Annotated in this window: 13 protein-coding genes; 3 read left to right on the forward strand and 10 right to left on the reverse strand. The window is 62.8% G+C overall.

Features of this window, described 5'->3' with window-relative positions:
* Positions 1 to 14: 14 nt before the first annotated feature.
* Positions 15 to 473 (forward strand): SixA phosphatase family protein, encoded by a 459-nt coding sequence (locus AC1Z32_RS23505; RefSeq protein WP_483481015.1) that lies wholly within the window; start codon positions 15 to 17, stop codon positions 471 to 473.
* A 141-nt stretch (positions 474 to 614) separates the two neighbouring features.
* Positions 615 to 1,439 carry a GNAT family N-acetyltransferase gene (locus tag AC1Z32_RS23510; RefSeq protein WP_062611106.1) on the forward strand — a complete coding sequence of 275 codons (825 nt, stop codon included), beginning with the start codon at positions 615 to 617 and terminating at the stop codon, positions 1,437 to 1,439.
* 50 nt (positions 1,440 to 1,489) lie between these two features.
* Here the strand turns inward: AC1Z32_RS23510 and ppx are convergent, their stop codons facing one another.
* Positions 1,490 to 3,001 carry an exopolyphosphatase gene (gene ppx / locus AC1Z32_RS23515; RefSeq protein ID WP_483481017.1) on the reverse strand — a complete coding sequence of 504 codons (1,512 nt, stop codon included), beginning with the start codon at positions 2,999 to 3,001 and terminating at the stop codon, positions 1,490 to 1,492.
* Between the two features lie 253 nt (positions 3,002 to 3,254).
* On the opposite strand from ppx, the gene ppk1 reads away from it, so the two are divergent.
* Positions 3,255 to 5,318: a polyphosphate kinase 1 gene (ppk1, locus tag AC1Z32_RS23520; RefSeq protein WP_483481019.1), complete on the forward strand. Its 2,064-nt coding sequence runs from the start codon at positions 3,255 to 3,257 to the stop codon at positions 5,316 to 5,318.
* Positions 5,319 to 6,026: 708 nt separating this feature from the next.
* Here the strand turns inward: ppk1 and phoR are convergent.
* The 9 genes from phoR to folP form a co-directional block, all read right to left on the reverse strand.
* Positions 6,027 to 7,340, reverse strand: a complete 1,314-nt coding sequence (gene phoR / locus AC1Z32_RS23525; protein ID WP_483481021.1) for a phosphate regulon sensor histidine kinase PhoR — start codon at positions 7,338 to 7,340, stop codon at positions 6,027 to 6,029.
* 63 nt (positions 7,341 to 7,403) lie between these two features.
* On the reverse strand, positions 7,404 to 8,105 hold the full coding sequence (phoB, locus tag AC1Z32_RS23530; RefSeq protein WP_483481023.1) for a phosphate regulon transcriptional regulator PhoB: 702 nt from the start codon (positions 8,103 to 8,105) through the stop codon (positions 7,404 to 7,406).
* A 52-nt stretch (positions 8,106 to 8,157) separates the two neighbouring features.
* Positions 8,158 to 8,862, reverse strand: coding sequence for a phosphate signaling complex protein PhoU (gene phoU, locus AC1Z32_RS23535; protein WP_062612479.1), 705 nt, complete (start codon positions 8,860 to 8,862; stop codon positions 8,158 to 8,160).
* A gap of 38 nt (positions 8,863 to 8,900) precedes the next feature.
* A complete protein-coding gene (gene pstB / locus AC1Z32_RS23540) occupies positions 8,901 to 9,773 on the reverse strand; it encodes a phosphate ABC transporter ATP-binding protein PstB (protein WP_483481025.1) in 873 nt (290 codons plus the stop codon).
* 15 nt (positions 9,774 to 9,788) lie between these two features.
* Complete coding sequence (gene pstA / locus AC1Z32_RS23545; RefSeq protein ID WP_483481027.1) at positions 9,789 to 10,676, reverse strand: phosphate ABC transporter permease PstA; 888 nt, start codon at positions 10,674 to 10,676, stop codon at positions 9,789 to 9,791.
* Positions 10,676 to 11,659, reverse strand: coding sequence for a phosphate ABC transporter permease PstC (pstC, locus tag AC1Z32_RS23550; RefSeq protein WP_483481029.1), 984 nt, complete (start codon positions 11,657 to 11,659; stop codon positions 10,676 to 10,678). Before pstC ends, pstA begins: the two co-directional genes overlap by 1 nt.
* A gap of 125 nt (positions 11,660 to 11,784) precedes the next feature.
* The gene (pstS, locus tag AC1Z32_RS23555) at positions 11,785 to 12,816 is read right to left on the reverse strand and encodes a phosphate ABC transporter substrate-binding protein PstS (RefSeq protein ID WP_483481031.1); all 1,032 of its coding nucleotides are present in this window, start codon (positions 12,814 to 12,816) and stop codon (positions 11,785 to 11,787) included.
* A gap of 209 nt (positions 12,817 to 13,025) precedes the next feature.
* Positions 13,026 to 14,387, reverse strand: coding sequence for a phosphoglucosamine mutase (gene glmM, locus AC1Z32_RS23560; RefSeq protein ID WP_483481033.1), 1,362 nt, complete (start codon positions 14,385 to 14,387; stop codon positions 13,026 to 13,028).
* A gap of 115 nt (positions 14,388 to 14,502) precedes the next feature.
* Positions 14,503 to 15,303 (reverse strand): dihydropteroate synthase, encoded by an 801-nt coding sequence (gene folP, locus AC1Z32_RS23565; RefSeq protein WP_483481726.1) that lies wholly within the window; start codon positions 15,301 to 15,303, stop codon positions 14,503 to 14,505.
* Between the last annotated feature and the right edge of the window lie 153 nt (positions 15,304 to 15,456).

Genomic DNA, 15,456 nt, shown 5'->3' on the forward strand with positions numbered 1-15,456 from the left:
AACGGAGACGATCGATGAACCTCATTCTCTGGCGTCACGCCGAAGCGGAAGATCAGGCGTCGAGCGATCTCGCGCGGCAGCTCACGCCGCGCGGACGCAAGCAGGCGCAAGGCATCGCCAAATGGCTGAAGGCGCGCATCGACGACGACGCCGTGTTCCTCGCCAGTCCCGCGACACGCACGATCCAGACCGCCGAGGCCTTCGGCGACCGCTATCGCGTGGTCGACGAACTCGCGCCGGGCAACGGCGCGCAGGCCGTGCTCGATGCCGCCGGCTGGCCCGATGGCGTCGGCGAGACGGTCGTCGTGATCGGGCATCAGCCGACGCTCGGCCGCGTGGCCGCGCTCCTCATGACCGGCCACGAAGCCGACTGGTCGCTCAAGAAGTCGGGCATATGGTGGTTTCAGGGACGCACGCGCGGCGGCGACGGCCAGGTCGTGCTGCGCGCGGTGATCAATCCGGACCTGATCTGAGCGCCGGGCGGGCGTCGTAAGCTCGCGTTCATGCACGTGTCGTTTCATCGAAACGTCATTGCGATGCCATGCGAGCGTCACCGTGCATTACTACATTGGCGAGGACTTGAAGCCACAGCAACGTCCTGTCGAGGAACGCCAATGCAAGATCTGCCGACGCCTGTCCTGCAACTCGGAGCATCATCGCTCTCGCTCGATTCGCGCCGCCACCTTCCGCGCACATCGGAAACCGTCACCGGCCGCGAACGCCTGCAAGTGGCGTGGGCGCGCGACGAAGACGCCCTGCGCGATGCGCAGCGGCTGCGCTATCGCGTCTTCTCCGAAGAAATGGGCGCACGTCTCTCGGGCCCCGCCGGTCTCGATGTCGATGCCTTCGACGCCTACTGCGATCACCTCCTCGTGCGCGATCTCGACACGCTGCAGGTGGTCGGCACGTATCGCGTGCTGCCGCCGCATCAGGCCGCGCGCATCGGCCGCCTGTACGCGGAAAGCGAGTTCGATGTGTCGCGCCTCACGCATCTGCGGCCGAAGCTCGTCGAAGTGGGCCGCTCCTGCGTGCATCCCGACTATCGCACCGGCGCGGTGATCATGTCGCTGTGGGGCGGGCTTGCCGCGTACATGATGCAAAACGGCTACGAGACGATGCTCGGTTGCGCGAGCGTCGGCATGATCGATGGCGGCCATTACGCGGCGAATCTATATAACTCGCTGCCCGCCGATGCGCTGACGGCGCCCGAATACCGCGCCTTTGCGCATACGCCGCTGCCTGTGGAGGAACTGCGCACGGGCGCGCACGTGAGCCCGCCGCCGCTCGTGAAGGGCTATCTGCGTCTCGGCGCGAAGATTTGCGGCGCGCCGGCCTGGGATCCGGACTTCAACACCGCCGACTTCCTCACCCTCTTCCGCCTCTCGGAGATCAACGCGCGTTACGCGCGGCATTTCATCGGCGACATGCAGGGGCGTTGAAGCCCTCAAGCAAAAAGGGCCCCGCTTAGCGGGGCCCTTCTCTTTCGGCATCAGTCGCCGGTGTACACCACGCGATACGGCCGGCCGATCTTTTCCCATTCCATCGCTTCCTGAACGAGGCTGTAATCGGTGAGCGGATTGTTCGTCACCCATTCGTTCGGCAGACGCACTTCGAAGCCGCCGCCCGCCTGCCTCACCTCGATGCCGGGCAGCCCGACATCCGTGCGCCGGCGCGACAGCAGCGACGCGAGGCGCAGGCAGAAAAGGAGCGTCCATTCGATGTCGCGCGCCTGCGCGAGCTTGCCGAGCTTCCCCGCGTGCCCGAGCACGAGCGCCGCGAGCCGCGCCTGATCGGTGCGCGAGAAACCGGGCATGTCGGCGTTGCTCGCGATATACGCGGAGTGCTTGTGATAGGCGCTGTGCGCGATCGACAAGCCGATTTCATGCAGCGACGCCGCCCACGCGAGGAACATGCGGTTTTCCTCGCGCAGGTCTTCGTCGGGCTCGCCGAGTTGATCGTAGAAGCTGATCGCCAGTTCGCCGATGCGTTCCGCCTGCGCGGCATCCACGCCATAGCGGCGCTTGAAGCCTTCGACCGTGACGGTGCGCATGTCCTGATGCTGCGAGCGCCCGAGCAGATCGTAGAGGACGCCGAGACGCAGCGCGGCATCGGTCGTATCGGCATAGTCGATGCCCAGTTCCTCGAACACGCCCAGCATGATCGACAGGCCGCCCGCGAGCACCGGCACGCGATCGGGCTTCAGCGCGACGAGCTTCAGCCGGTTCACGTTCTCCGCCTTGATGAGCGCGCGCTTCAGCTTCTCCAGGCCGCCGCGCGAGATGCCGTGCGTGATGCCTTCGTCGTTGAAGCCGTTCGCCTCGATCAGTTCCGCGAGCGCGCGCGCCGTGCCCGACGAGCCGATCGCCTGATCCCAGCCGGTGTGCTTGTATTCGCTCGAGATGATCTGGATTTCGCGCTTGGCGGCGAGCTCCGCCTGGCGCATCGTATATTCGTCGACGTTGCCTGCCGGAAAGAACTGCCGGCTATGGCTCACGCAGCCGATATAGAGACTTTCCATGTGGATCGGCGTGTAATGCGAGCCGATGATGAACTCCGTCGAGCCGCCGCCGATATCGACCACGAGCCGCTTGCCCGCGCTCGCCGGCACCGAATGCGCCGCGCCCGCGTAGATGAGGCGCGCTTCCTCGCGCCCGGCGATGACTTCGATCGGAAAACCGAGCGCGATTTCCGCCTCGACAAGAAAGTCGTGCGCGTTCTTCGCGACGCGCAGTGTATTGGTGGCGACCGCGCGCACCTGATCGGGATGGAAGTCGCGCAGACGCTCGCCGAAACGCTTCAGGGCATCCCAGCCGCGCACCTGCGATGCGCGGTCGAGCATCTTGTCCTTCGAAAGCCCGCCGCCGAGCCGCACGGGTTCGCGCAGCGCATCGACCTGATAGATCTGGCTGCCGGCGGGCGTTTCCTCGACCCGGCCGACGATCAACCGGAAACTGTTCGATCCGAGGTCGACCGCGGCAAGTAGATGGGGATGTGTGACCATCGGATATCCAGAAGTCGTGAAGTGGGGAGAGGCACTGTCACAGCGGCGCTGTTGCAGCGCACGAATTCTATTCTATGCCGACACGGCACGCGGGCCTTGCCGACTCGTTCGGAACCGCGCGTTTGCGCTAGCGACGCTATCCGCATTGTGAGTAGAATTTGTGACAATCGTTCTGTCATAAAAAATACATCATACTGTGAGAGTATCCGAGAGTTCCCTTGCCCGTCTGATCGAGACACCTGCCCTCCTTCCGATGTCCATACGCTATCCGTTATTCAACCGCGAACTGGGCATACTAGGTTTCAACGAGCGCGTCCTCGCGCAAGCCGCCGACACGACGGTTCCCCTGTTGGAACGCCTGCGCTTCATCTGCATCACGAGCAGCAATCTCGACGAATTCTTCGAAGTCCGTATGGCGGGTCTGCAGGAGCAGATGCGCGACAACCCCGGCGCGCTCTCCCCGGACGGCATGTCGCTGCAGCACGTCTACGACCTCGTCTCCGAGCGCGCGCAGCGCCTCGTGCGCCAGCAATACTCGATGCTGCACGACATCGTGCTGCCCGCGCTGGAAATGGAAGGCATCTACTTTCATGGCGCGGAAGACTGGACCGAGCAGCAGACCGCGTGGGCGCGCGAGTACTTCTACAACGAACTCCTGCCGGTGCTCACGCCGATCGGGCTCGATCCCGCGCATCCGTTCCCGCGCGTGTTGAACAAGAGCCTGAACTTCGTCGTCGAGCTGGAAGGCACCGACGCCTTCGGCCGCCAGGCGATGATGGGCATCGTGCAGGCGCCGCGCGCGCTGCCGCGCCTCGTGCGCATGCCCGAAGCGCTGTCCGGTTATCCGCACGGCTTCGTGCTGCTGAGTTCGTTCATGCAGCACTTCGTGAACGAGCTGTTTCCGCATCTCGTCGTGCGCAGTTGCAACCAGTTTCGCATCACGCGCAACAGCGAGCTCTTCGTCGACGAGGACGAAATCACGAACCTGCGCGTCGCGCTGCAGGGCGAATTGCCGGCGCGGCATCTGGGCAATGCGGTGCGTCTCGAAGTGTCGGCGGAAACGCCGCCGCATCTCGTGCGGCGCCTCCTCGACGAAGGTCAGTTGAGCGAACGCGATCTGTATCGCGTGAACGGGCCGGTGAATCTCGTGCGCCTCATGCAGTTACCCGAAATGGTCGACCGGCCGGACCTCAAGTTCGTGCCGCATATTCCGTCGGTGCCGAAGGTGATCGCGAATACGTCGAACCTCTTCGATGCGATCGATCAGGGCGATATCCTGCTGCATCATCCGTATGAGAGTTTTCAGCCGGTGCTGGAACTGCTGCTTCAGGCGGCGAAAGATCCGCAGGTTGTCGCCATCAAGCAGACGATCTATCGCACGGGCACCGATTCGCCGCTAATGGATGCGCTCATGCAGGCCGCGCGCAACGGCAAGGAAGTGACGGTCGTGGTGGAACTGCTCGCGCGCTTCGACGAAGAGACGAACATCAACTGGGCTTCGCAGCTCGAAGCCGTGGGCGCGCATGTGGTGTATGGCGTGGTTGGCCACAAGTGTCACGCGAAGATGATGCTGATCGTGCGGCGCGTGTCGATGGGCGGCAAGCTCGTGTTGAAGCGTTACGCGCATCTGGGCACGGGCAATTATCATCCGCGCACCGCGCGTCTCTACACCGACTTCGGTCTCATGACCGCCGATCAGGAAATGTGCGAGGACGTGCATCACGTCTTCCAGCAACTGACCGGCATCGGCGGCGAGATTCCGCTCAATCAGCTATGGCAGTCGCCGTTCACGCTGCACGCGAAGCTCATCGATGCGATCCGCGCCGAAGCGGAGCATGCGCGCGCGGGACGGCGGGCGCGCATCGTCGCGAAGATGAATGCCTTGCTGGAGCCTACGGTCATTGCCGCGCTTTATGAAGCCTCGCATGCGGGCGTGAAGATCGATCTGATCGTGCGCGGGGTTTGTTCGTTGAAACCTGGCGTCGAAGATCTGTCGGAGAACATCACGGTGCGGTCGATCGTGGGGCGGTTTCTCGAGCATCATCGGATCTTCTATTTCTATGCCAACGGCAAGGAAGATGTGTTTCTTTCGAGCGCGGACTGGATGGATCGCAACTTCTTCCGTCGCGTGGAGGTGGCGTTTCCGATTCGCGATCGGCGGTTGAAGCGGCGGGTTATTGCCGAAGGGTTGTCGGTTTGTCTTGGCGATAATCAATCGGCCTGGGTCATGCAAAGTGATGGGCACTATCGGAAGCGCCGGCCCGGGAAGTCTATTCGCAACGCGCAGTTGGGATTGCTGGCTAAGTTCTGTTCTTGATTTTCGGTTGCTTGCGCGTTGGTTGTTTTGTTTTTGTCGCTGGATCCCGGTTTCGTGTCGGTCTATTTGCGTTGCCCCTATGCGGGGCGGCAGTCACTTTCTTTGCTGCTGCAAAGAAAGTAACCAAAGAAACAGCTATCCCCATCCTAAGCGCTTCACGCCGGCCGCGGCACAGAAGATTGCAAGTGGTCCGACAGTAGCGAGTGTCCTCAAAGGCCTAACCGGGCGTGGACCGCGCACGGTCTGACAAGCTAGAACATTGAGAGCGCTGGTTCAGCACCAAATAGCTCCGGCACAGCGCTACGCGCTGCCGCTGGGTTTGCAAGGGAAACCAGCCTGCGGCGAATGCGGAGAGATAGAAGCGTTAGCAAGAAAGTGCGCGCAGACCCGATTGACCGGTCGGCCGCGAAGCGGGCTGGAGCTATCTCGCGCCTTACCAGTCAGTTGAGTGGTGCGATGTGACAGACCGTGCGCGATCCAAGCCCGGTTAGGCCTACGAGGGCACTCGCTACTGCCGGACCACGTGCCATCTTCTGTGCCGGGGCCGGCTTGAAGCACTTTGGATGGGACAAGCTGTTTCTTTGGTTACTTTCTTTGCAGCAGCAAAGAAAGTGACTGCCGCCCCGCATAGGGGCAACGCTAATAGACCACCAAGAAACCGGGATCCAGCGACAAAAACAAAACAACCAACACGCAAGCAGACAAACCTCACGCGGCGAGCGACTTCCTAAACGCTGTCCGCGATCCCGGAAACCTCACGATAAACGTACTCCCCTTCCCCACTTCGCTCTTCACATCGAGCTCGGCGTTGTGCCGCTGCAGCACATGCTTGACGATGGCAAGCCCGAGCCCCGTGCCGCCCGTATCCCGCGACCGGCTCCGATCCACGCGATAAAACCGCTCGGTCAACCGCGGGATATGCTCCGCAGGAATCCCCAGCCCACTATCACGCACCGTGAAAACCGCGCGATCCTTCATGCGCTGCCACGACACTTCGATCGCCCCGCCATCCGGCGTATACCGCACCGCGTTCGTCACGAGATTGCCGAGCGCGCTCATCACTTCGGTCTCCGCGCCCGCGACGGTCAGCGCATCATCGCTATGGAACGTAATGCGATGCCGCCCGTTCGACAAGCTGTTCGCATCGTCTTCCAGATGCCGCATGACAGCGCGCATGTCGAGCAGCTCATCGCCAGGCGGGCGCATGTCGCCTTCGAGGTTCGCAAGCACGAGCAGATCGCGCACGATGTTCTGCATGCGCGACGCCTGCTGCTCCATCATGTCGAGATAGCGCATGCGGTCGGCTTCATCGAGCGGCAGCTCGCGCATCGTTTCGAGAAAGCCGGACAGCACCGTGAGCGGCGTCTTCAATTCATGCGAGACGTTCGCCACGAAATCGCGGCGCATCGAATCCGTGCGCTCGAGCTCGGTGATGTCCTGCGTGAGAATCAGCTTGCGGTGGTCGCCATAGGGAAACACCTGCACCGAGACCGTGTACTTGCGATTCACGCCCATGCCGCGCATCACGAGCATCTCTTCGTAATGGTGCGCGTTCAGATAGCGGACGAAATCCGGATGGCGCACGAGATGCGTGATGTGCTGGCGCAAGTCGCGCTTCGCGTCGAGACCGAAATGCTCCTCGGCGATCGCGTTGCACCACTCGATCTGATCATGGTCGTCGAGCATCGCAACGCCGTTCGGCGATGCCTGGATCGCCTGGATGAAGCGCGCGTGTTGTTGCTCGACCTGGCGCACCTGCGCGTGCCAGCGCTTCGCGAGCTTGTGCAGGCGGTAATAGATTTCGCCCCAGATGCCGAGCGCGCTCGGCACCTCGCCGTAGACCGGCGCTTCGAGCAGACGCCACAGGCGCTGCATGTGATACGTGACGAAGAAGCCTTGCACGACGAGCATGATCACCGCGAAGGCGAGCGCCGCACGCAGGCCCGCGAATGCGCCGATCGCGGCGCTAATCGCGGCGAGCAGCACGAGGGACACGATGGCACGCGTCCAGATGATGTTCATGTTGTCGGTGAGTCTGAGTGACGTTGATGCGGCAAGTCGAAGCGGATAACGTCGAGCCGGAACTCAGGCGCTCTTCGCAAGCCGGTATCCGCTGCCGCGCACCGTTTCGATCATAGCATCGCAGCCCGCGGGCTTAAGCGCGGCACGCAGACGCTTGATGTGCACATCGACCGTGCGCTCTTCGACGAACACGTGATCGCCCCACACCTGATCCAGCAATTGCGTGCGGCTATGCACGCGCTCGGGATGCGTCATGAAGAAGTGCAGCAGACGGAATTCGGTCGGGCCGAGATCGAGCTTGATGTCGCCATCCGAGTGATTCGCCGCCACGCGATGCGTCGCCGGATCGAGGCGCAGGCCGTTGATCGCGACCACGTCTTCGGTCAACTGCGGCGCGCGGCGGCGCAGAACCGCCTTGATGCGCGCCATCAGTTCCTTCGGCGAGAAAGGCTTCGTCACGTAATCGTCCGCGCCGATCTCGAGGCCGAGCACCTTGTCCTTCTCGTCGCCGCGCGCCGTCAGCATGATGATCGGGATGTGCTTCGTGCGCTCGTTGTTGCGAAGTTCGCGCGCGAACGCGATGCCCGACTTGCCCGGCAACATCCAGTCGAGCAGCACGAGATCAGGCAACACGTCGCTGATCAGGTTTTGCGCCTGTTCGGCGTTGTACGCGCGAATCGGGCAATGTCCCGCATGCTGAAGATTCACCGAAATCAGTTCGGAGATCGCGGGTTCGTCTTCCACGACGAGGATACTGCTGGGCATCGGCACCTCTTGACCTTTTGCTTGGGTTAAAACGATTGCGCGCAGCCGGCGATCAGCTGAGCGCCTCGCGCTCGAGCTGGTCGCGCGAGATATGGCGCACGTCCGTGCCCTTCACGATATAGATGATGAACTCGGCAATGTTCTTCGCGTGATCGCCGATGCGCTCCACCGCCTTCGCGATGAACAGATAATCGAGGCCCGCGGAAATCGTCCGCGGATCTTCCATCATGTACGTCACGAGCTTGCGCACGAAGGCGCGGAATTCATCGTCGATGGCCTTGTCGTCGCGCACGATCTGCGCGGCCGCGACCGTGTCCAGACGCGCGAACGCATCGAGCGCGCGGCGCAGGATCGACACCGCCATCTCGCCCGACAGCTTGATCTCGGCGATGTTCACCGTGCGGCCCGCGCCGTCCTCGTTGATGCGCTTCACGCGCTTCGCGATCTTTTCGGCTTCGTCGCCGGCGCGCTCGAGATTGGTGATGGTCTTCGAGATCGCCATGAGCAGACGCAGATCGCGCGCGGCCGGCTGACGGCGCGCGATGATGTTGCTGCACTCCTCGTCGATCTCGACTTCCATCGTGTTGAGGCGCGCTTCGGCCGCGATCACCTGATCCGCGATGCCGATATCGAATTCGTTCAGCGCCTGCATCGCCGCGATGATCTGCGATTCGACCAGGCCGCCCATTTCCAGCACTTTCGACGACACCGCGTTGAGGTCTGCGTCGAACTGGCTCGAGAGGTGTTTATCGGTCATATATGCTCCTTAAGCCTTCTGTTTCACCTGGCTGACGATCAGCCGAAGCGGCCCGTGATGTAGTCTTCCGTTTCCTTGCGGGCGGGCTTGATGAAGATCTTTTCGGTATCGCCGAACTCGATCAATTCACCGAGGTACATATAGGCAGTGTAGTCCGAACAACGCGCCGCCTGCTGCATGTTGTGCGTGACGATGACAACCGTGTAATCGCTTTTCAGTTCGGCGATCAGCTCCTCGATCCGGCCCGTGGAAATGGGGTCGAGCGCCGAGCACGGCTCGTCGAGCAACAGCACTTCCGGACGGATCGCGATGCCGCGCGCGATGCAAAGACGCTGCTGCTGACCGCCCGAAAGACCGTAGCCGCTCTGCTGCAGCTTGTCCTTCACTTCGGTCCAGAGCGCGGCTTTGGTGAGCGCCCATTCAACGCGATCGTCCATTTCCGAGCGCGACAGCTGCTCGAACATCTTCACGCCGAACGCGATGTTGTCGTAGATCGACATCGGGAACGGCGTCGGCTTCTGGAACACCATGCCGACGCGCGCGCGCAGCAGGGAAATATCCTTCGTCGTATCGAGCAGGTTCACGCCGTCCATCAGGATTTCGCCTTCGGCGCGCTGCTCCGGATAGAGCGCGTACATCTTGTTGAACGTGCGCAGAAGCGTGGACTTGCCGCAGCCCGACGGACCGATGAAAGCCGTGACCTTCTTCTCCGGAATGCGCAGGTTGATGTTCTTCAGCGCGTGATACTTGTTGTAGAAGAAGTTGAGGTTATTCACCTCGATCTTCGGCTTGATCGAATCCGCCGGCTGCGAACTGTGCGTCGGGCGCACGCTGCCCGGCACCGGGCCGCGCTCGACCGGCGTTTCAGTCTTCGAATTCAGGTGGTTGACACCACTTTCGACCATATTCATGGAATCACTCCGCCCTTATTTCTTCGAGAAGATCGCGCGCGCCAGGATATTGAGACCCAGCACGCCGAGCGTAATCAGGAACACACCGGCCCACGCGAGCGATTGCCACTGCGGGAACGGACTCATCGCGAACTTGTAGATCGTGACCGGCAGATTCGCCACCGGCTGATTCATGTCCCACGAGAAAAATTGATTCGACAGCGCCGTGAAGAGGAGCGGCGCGGTCTCGCCGGCGATGCGCGCAACGGCCAGCAACACGCCCGTCACGATGCCGCCGACCGACGCCTTCAGCGTGATCGACATCACCATCTTCCACTTCGGCGTGCCGAGCGCGAACGCGGCTTCACGCAACGCGTTCGGCACGAGCTTCAGCATGTTCTCCGTCGTGCGGATCACGATGGGAATCTGCAGCAGGCCGAGCGCGATCACGCCGGCCCAGCCCGAGAAGCGCCCCATCTTCGCGACGACGAGCGCATACACGAAGAGACCGACGACGATCGAAGGCGCCGACAGCAGAATGTCGTTGATGAAGCGCGTCACGTTGGCGAGCCAGCGCTTCTGGCCGTATTCCGCGAGGTACACGCCCGCGAGAATGCCGAGCGGCGTGCCCACGCAGGTCGCGAGCACGACGAGCATCAGCGAGCCGACGATCGCGTTGGCGAGACCGCCGCCATCGGTGTTCGGCGGCGGCGTCGATTGCGTGAAAAGATCGATCGACAAACCGCCGATGCCGAGCTTAAGCGTCGTGAAGAGAATCCACACGAGCCAGATGAGGCCGAAGGCCATCGCGGCGAGCGAGAGCGTCAGCGCGACGGCATTCGTGCCGCGGCGACGGCGCTGCAGCTTGAGACGCGTGGCCTGCACGCGGTCCGGGTCCTGATTGAACGTGGCGGGACGGCTCATTATTTGCGGCCCTCCCCGCGTTCCATGCGCAGAAGCATCAGCTTCGAGAGCGCGAGCACGAAGAACGTGATCACGAAGAGAATCAGACCGAGTTCCATCAGTGCCGACGTATGCAGGCCCGGGCTCGCTTCCGCGAATTCATTCGCGAGCGCCGAGGTGATGCTGTTGCCCGGCGAAAAGAGCGAGACGTTGTCCAGCAGGTTCGTGTTGCCGATGACGAAGGTGACCGCCATCGTCTCGCCGAGCGCGCGGCCGAGGCCGAGCATGACGCCGCCGATCACACCGGCGCGCGTATAGGGCAGCACGATCTTCCACATCACTTCCCACGTCGTGCAGCCGATGCCGTATGCCGATTCCTTCAGCAGCACGGGCGTGACTTCGAACACGTCGCGCATCACGGACGCGATGTACGGAATGATCATGATCGCGAGAATCACGCCCGCGCACAGAATGCCGATGCCGATCGGCGCGCCCTGGAAGAACATCCCGATGACGGGCACATCGCCGAGCACATGGCCGAGCGGCTTCTCGAAGTATTGCGCGAAGATCGGCGCGAAGACGAGCAGGCCCCACATGCCGTAGACGATCGACGGAATCGCCGCGAGCAGTTCGATCGCGACGCCGAGCGGGCGGCGCAGCCATGCGGGCGAAAGCTCCGTCAGGAAGAGCGCGATGCCAAAGCTCACCGGCACGGCGATGATGAGCGCGATGAGCGAGGTCGCGATGGTGCCGTAGATCGGCACGAGCGCGCCGAAGCTCTCGGTGGGGGGATCCCACTCCGCGCGCCAGAGGAAGGAGAGCCCGAATTTCTGGATGGTCGGCATCGACGCGACGAGCAGCGAAACGATGATGCCGCCAAGCAGAAGCAGCGTGACGACGGCCGCAAGCCGGGTCACGCCGCCGAAAATGATGTCGCCGATGCGGCTCGGCGCGCGCTGGGTATGCGCCGCCGGCACCGCCGACGATAAGTTGATATCCGACATGGGAGCCTTGGTTTCGCTACGTGTCAGACCGCGCGGCAGGCTTTCGGGCTGCCGCGCGGCTTTTTTGTTGCCAACCGTCCCGCGCCTTCAGAGCTTAGGACAGTTTCAAACTATGCGTACTTCGCTTACTGCGCGACCGGCTTGCCCGAAGCGTCCTTGACCTTCGCCTTCCATTGCGTCTTGATTTCGGCGACGACCGATTCCGGCAGCGAGATGTAATCGAGGTCGTTGGCAGCCTGGCCGCCGTTCTTGAACGCCCAGTCGAAGAACTTCAGCGTTTCCGTACCCTGCGCCGGCTTTTCCTGCGTCGCGTGCAGCAGCACGAAGGTCGCGCCGACGATCGGCCATGCGTTCTGGCCCGGCTCGTTCGTGAGGATCTGGTAGAACGACTTCGACCAGTCCGCGCCCGCTGCCGCTGCCTTGAACGTGTCCGTCTTCGGCTCGACGACCGTGCCAGCCGAGTTCTTCATGCCGACGTAGGTCATCTTGTTCTGCTTCGCGTACGCCCACTCGACGTAGCCGATCGCGCCCGGCAGACGCTGCACGAAGGCGGCGACGCCGTCGTTGCCCTTGCCGCCCGTGCCCGTCGGCCAGTTCACCGTCGAGCCTTCGCCGACCTTCGACTTCCACTCGGTGTTGACCTTCGACAGGTAGTTCGTCCAGATGAAGCTCGTGCCCGAGCCGTCAGCGCGGCGCACGACAGCGATATCCATATCCGGCAGCTTGACCTTCGGGTTCAACGCGGCGATCGCCGGGTCGTTCCACTTCTTGATCTTGCCGAGGTAGATGTCGCCGAGCACCTGGCCCGACAGCGTCACTTCACCGGCCTTCACGCCCGGCACGTTGATGACCGGCACCACGCCGCCGACCACCGTCGGGAACTGGAACAGGCCGTCCTTCGCGAGTTCGTCATCTTTCAGCGGAGCGTCCGAGCCGGCGAAATCCACCGTCTTCGCGATGATCTGCTTGATACCGCCCGACGAACCGATGCCTTGGTAGTTCACCTTGCCGCCGCCGGTTTTCTGGTAGGCGTCTGCCCACTTGGTGTAGATCGGGGCTGCGAAGGTGGAACCCGCGCCGGTGATGTCGGCTGCTTGAGCGGAGATGGCGAACACTGCACCAATCAGGCCGGCCAGCGCGGTTTGCATCAATTTCATTCTTAATCTCCAGGGTAGTGAGCGTGTGAGACGACACCGCGAAATATAGGAGGAGTCTGTGACAGTAATATGACTAATCGTGAAGCCAACATGTCATTTCGCTTACGTGCTGAAAGTTTGATCACACCCGATTTGTCAAGCGTTCGGTGCAAATAAAAAAGCGGGCCGAAGCCCGCTTTTAGCGAAATGTGACGACTTTCAGTAAACGCCTACGAAGTCGCCTCTTTCACGACCTGCGCAATCGTTTCCGCGTAGCGAACCGCATCCTGTTGCGCCGACGCTTCCACCATCACTCGAAGGACCGGTTCAGTTCCCGACGCGCGAATCAAGACCCGGCCGCGCGATTCGAGGGAACGCTCGGCTTGCTCCACCGCGCGCCGAATCGCGTCGCTCTTCTTCCAGTCCGCGCCCGCGTTCATGCGCACATTGATGAGCTTCTGCGGGAACAGGCTCACGCCGTCGAGCAGTTCGGCGAGCGATTTGCCGCTGCGCTGGATCGCCGCGAGCACGAGGAGCGCCGAGACGATGCCGTCGCCGGTCGAATGGCGGTCGAGCGAGAGGATATGGCCCGAGCCTTCCGCGCCCAGCAGCCAGCCGTTCTCGCGCAGCTTTTCGAGCACGTAGCGGTCACCGACGGCCGCGCGCACGAACTGCACGCCCGCCTCCTTCAGCGCCACTTCGACGGCCATATTGGTCATCAGCGTGCCGACTGCCCCTTCCACCTTGCCGTCCGTCGCGATGCGGTCCTTGACCAGCACGTAGAGCAGTTCGTCGCCGTTATAGAGGCGGCCGGTCGAATCGACGATCTGCAGACGGTCCGCGTCGCCGTCGAGCGCGATGCCGATGTCGGCCTTGTGCTCCAGCACGGCATTGACGAGCGCCTCGGGCGCGGTGGCGCCGACTCCGTCGTTGATATTGAAGCCGTTCGGCGACGCACCGATCGATACGACTTCCGCGCCGAGCTCATGGAACACGTGCGGCGCGACGTCGTACGCGGCGCCATGCGCGCAGTCCACCACGAGCTTCAGGCCGCGCAGGTCGAAGTTCGCGGGAAACGTGCTCTTGCAGAACTCGATGTAGCGGCCGCCCGCGTCGTCGAGACGGCGCGCCTTGCCGAGACGCTCCGACGGCGCGCATTCCATCGGCTGCTCGAGCTGCCGCTCGATTTCTAGCTCGACTTCGTCGGGCAGCTTATTGCCGTCGGCCGAGAAGAACTTGATGCCGTTGTCGTTGTACGGATTGTGCGACGCGCTGATCACGACACCCGCCGACAGCCGCAGCGCGCGTGTCAGATACGCGACGCCCGGCGTGGGCATCGGGCCTGCCAGCATCACGTCGACGCCCGCCGCCGAAAAACCGGACTCCAGCGCGGCTTCGAGCATATAGCCCGATACGCGCGTGTCCTTGCCGATCAGCACCGTCGGGCGATTGCCCTTTTTCTGCTGTGCGCGGTCCGCGCCCGCGAGCACCTTCCCGGCCGCATAGCCGAGCTTGAGGACGAAGTCCGGCGTAATCGGCGCGACGCCCACGCGGCCGCGGATGCCGTCAGTTCCAAAATATTGACGTGCCATTATTGCTTGACCCTCCTCGCGGCCGCCTGGCGCCTTTTGTCGGTCCGCGACATATAGTTGATGATTTCTGTCGGCGCGCGCCTGCGCCTAAATTTCTGATGTATGAGGCCAGGTGTCAATGATGCACATTCAGCGCGGCATTCTTTGTGGTCTGCCAGACTTTCAGCGCATCGACGGTTTCGGCGACATCGTGTACGCGGATGATTGCCGCGCCCCGCTCCGCCGCGCAGACCGCGGCGGCGACGCTCGCTGCGAGACGCTCGCCGGGGCTGCGCCCCGTGACCGCGCCGAGCATCGATTTGCGCGACATGCCCGCGAGCAACGGAAAATTCGTCCCGGCGGGTAGCGTCGCGGCGAGATGCGCGAGCAACGCGTAATTATGCTCGACCGTCTTGCCGAAGCCGTAGCCCGGATCGAGACTCACGCGCCCGGCCGCGATGCCGGCTTGCCCGAGCGCCGCGACGCGCTCGGCGAAGAATTCGCGCACGTGGGCCACGACATCCACGTACACCGGTTCGTGAAGCTGCATCGTGCGCGGCTCGCCGAGCATGTGCATCACGCAGAGGCCGCAATTGCTGTCCTTGACGGCGTCGAGCGCGCCTTCCCGACGCAGGCCCCAGATATCGTTGATCATATCCGCGCCGGCGTCGAGCACGGCACGCATCACGGCCGGCTTGTAGGTATCGACGGAAAGCGGCACCTGCACCGCGCGCAGCGCCTCGACGATCGGCACGACGCGCTCCAGTTCTTCATCGAGCGGAACGGGCGGCGCACCGGGACGCGTGGATTCGCCGCCGATATCGATCATGTCGGCGCCGTCGGCGATCATCTGCTCGGCACGCGCGAGCGCGGCGTCGCGCGAGATGAAGCGGCCGCCGTCCGAAAACGAATCCGGCGTGACGTTGAGAATGCCCATTACGAGCGGGCGGTCGAAAGTCAGCGTGAAGCGGCCGCACTGGAGCGGCGCTGCTGAAAGCGGGGATGAGGTCGGTGTGGTCAAGCGAGTCGAACGAAGGTGGAAACGGAAACGGGGACGACGCTACGAAGTGAATGAGATGCCATGCGCCGC

The sequence above is a fragment of the Caballeronia sp. 11_S32 genome (assembly GCF_056930355.1).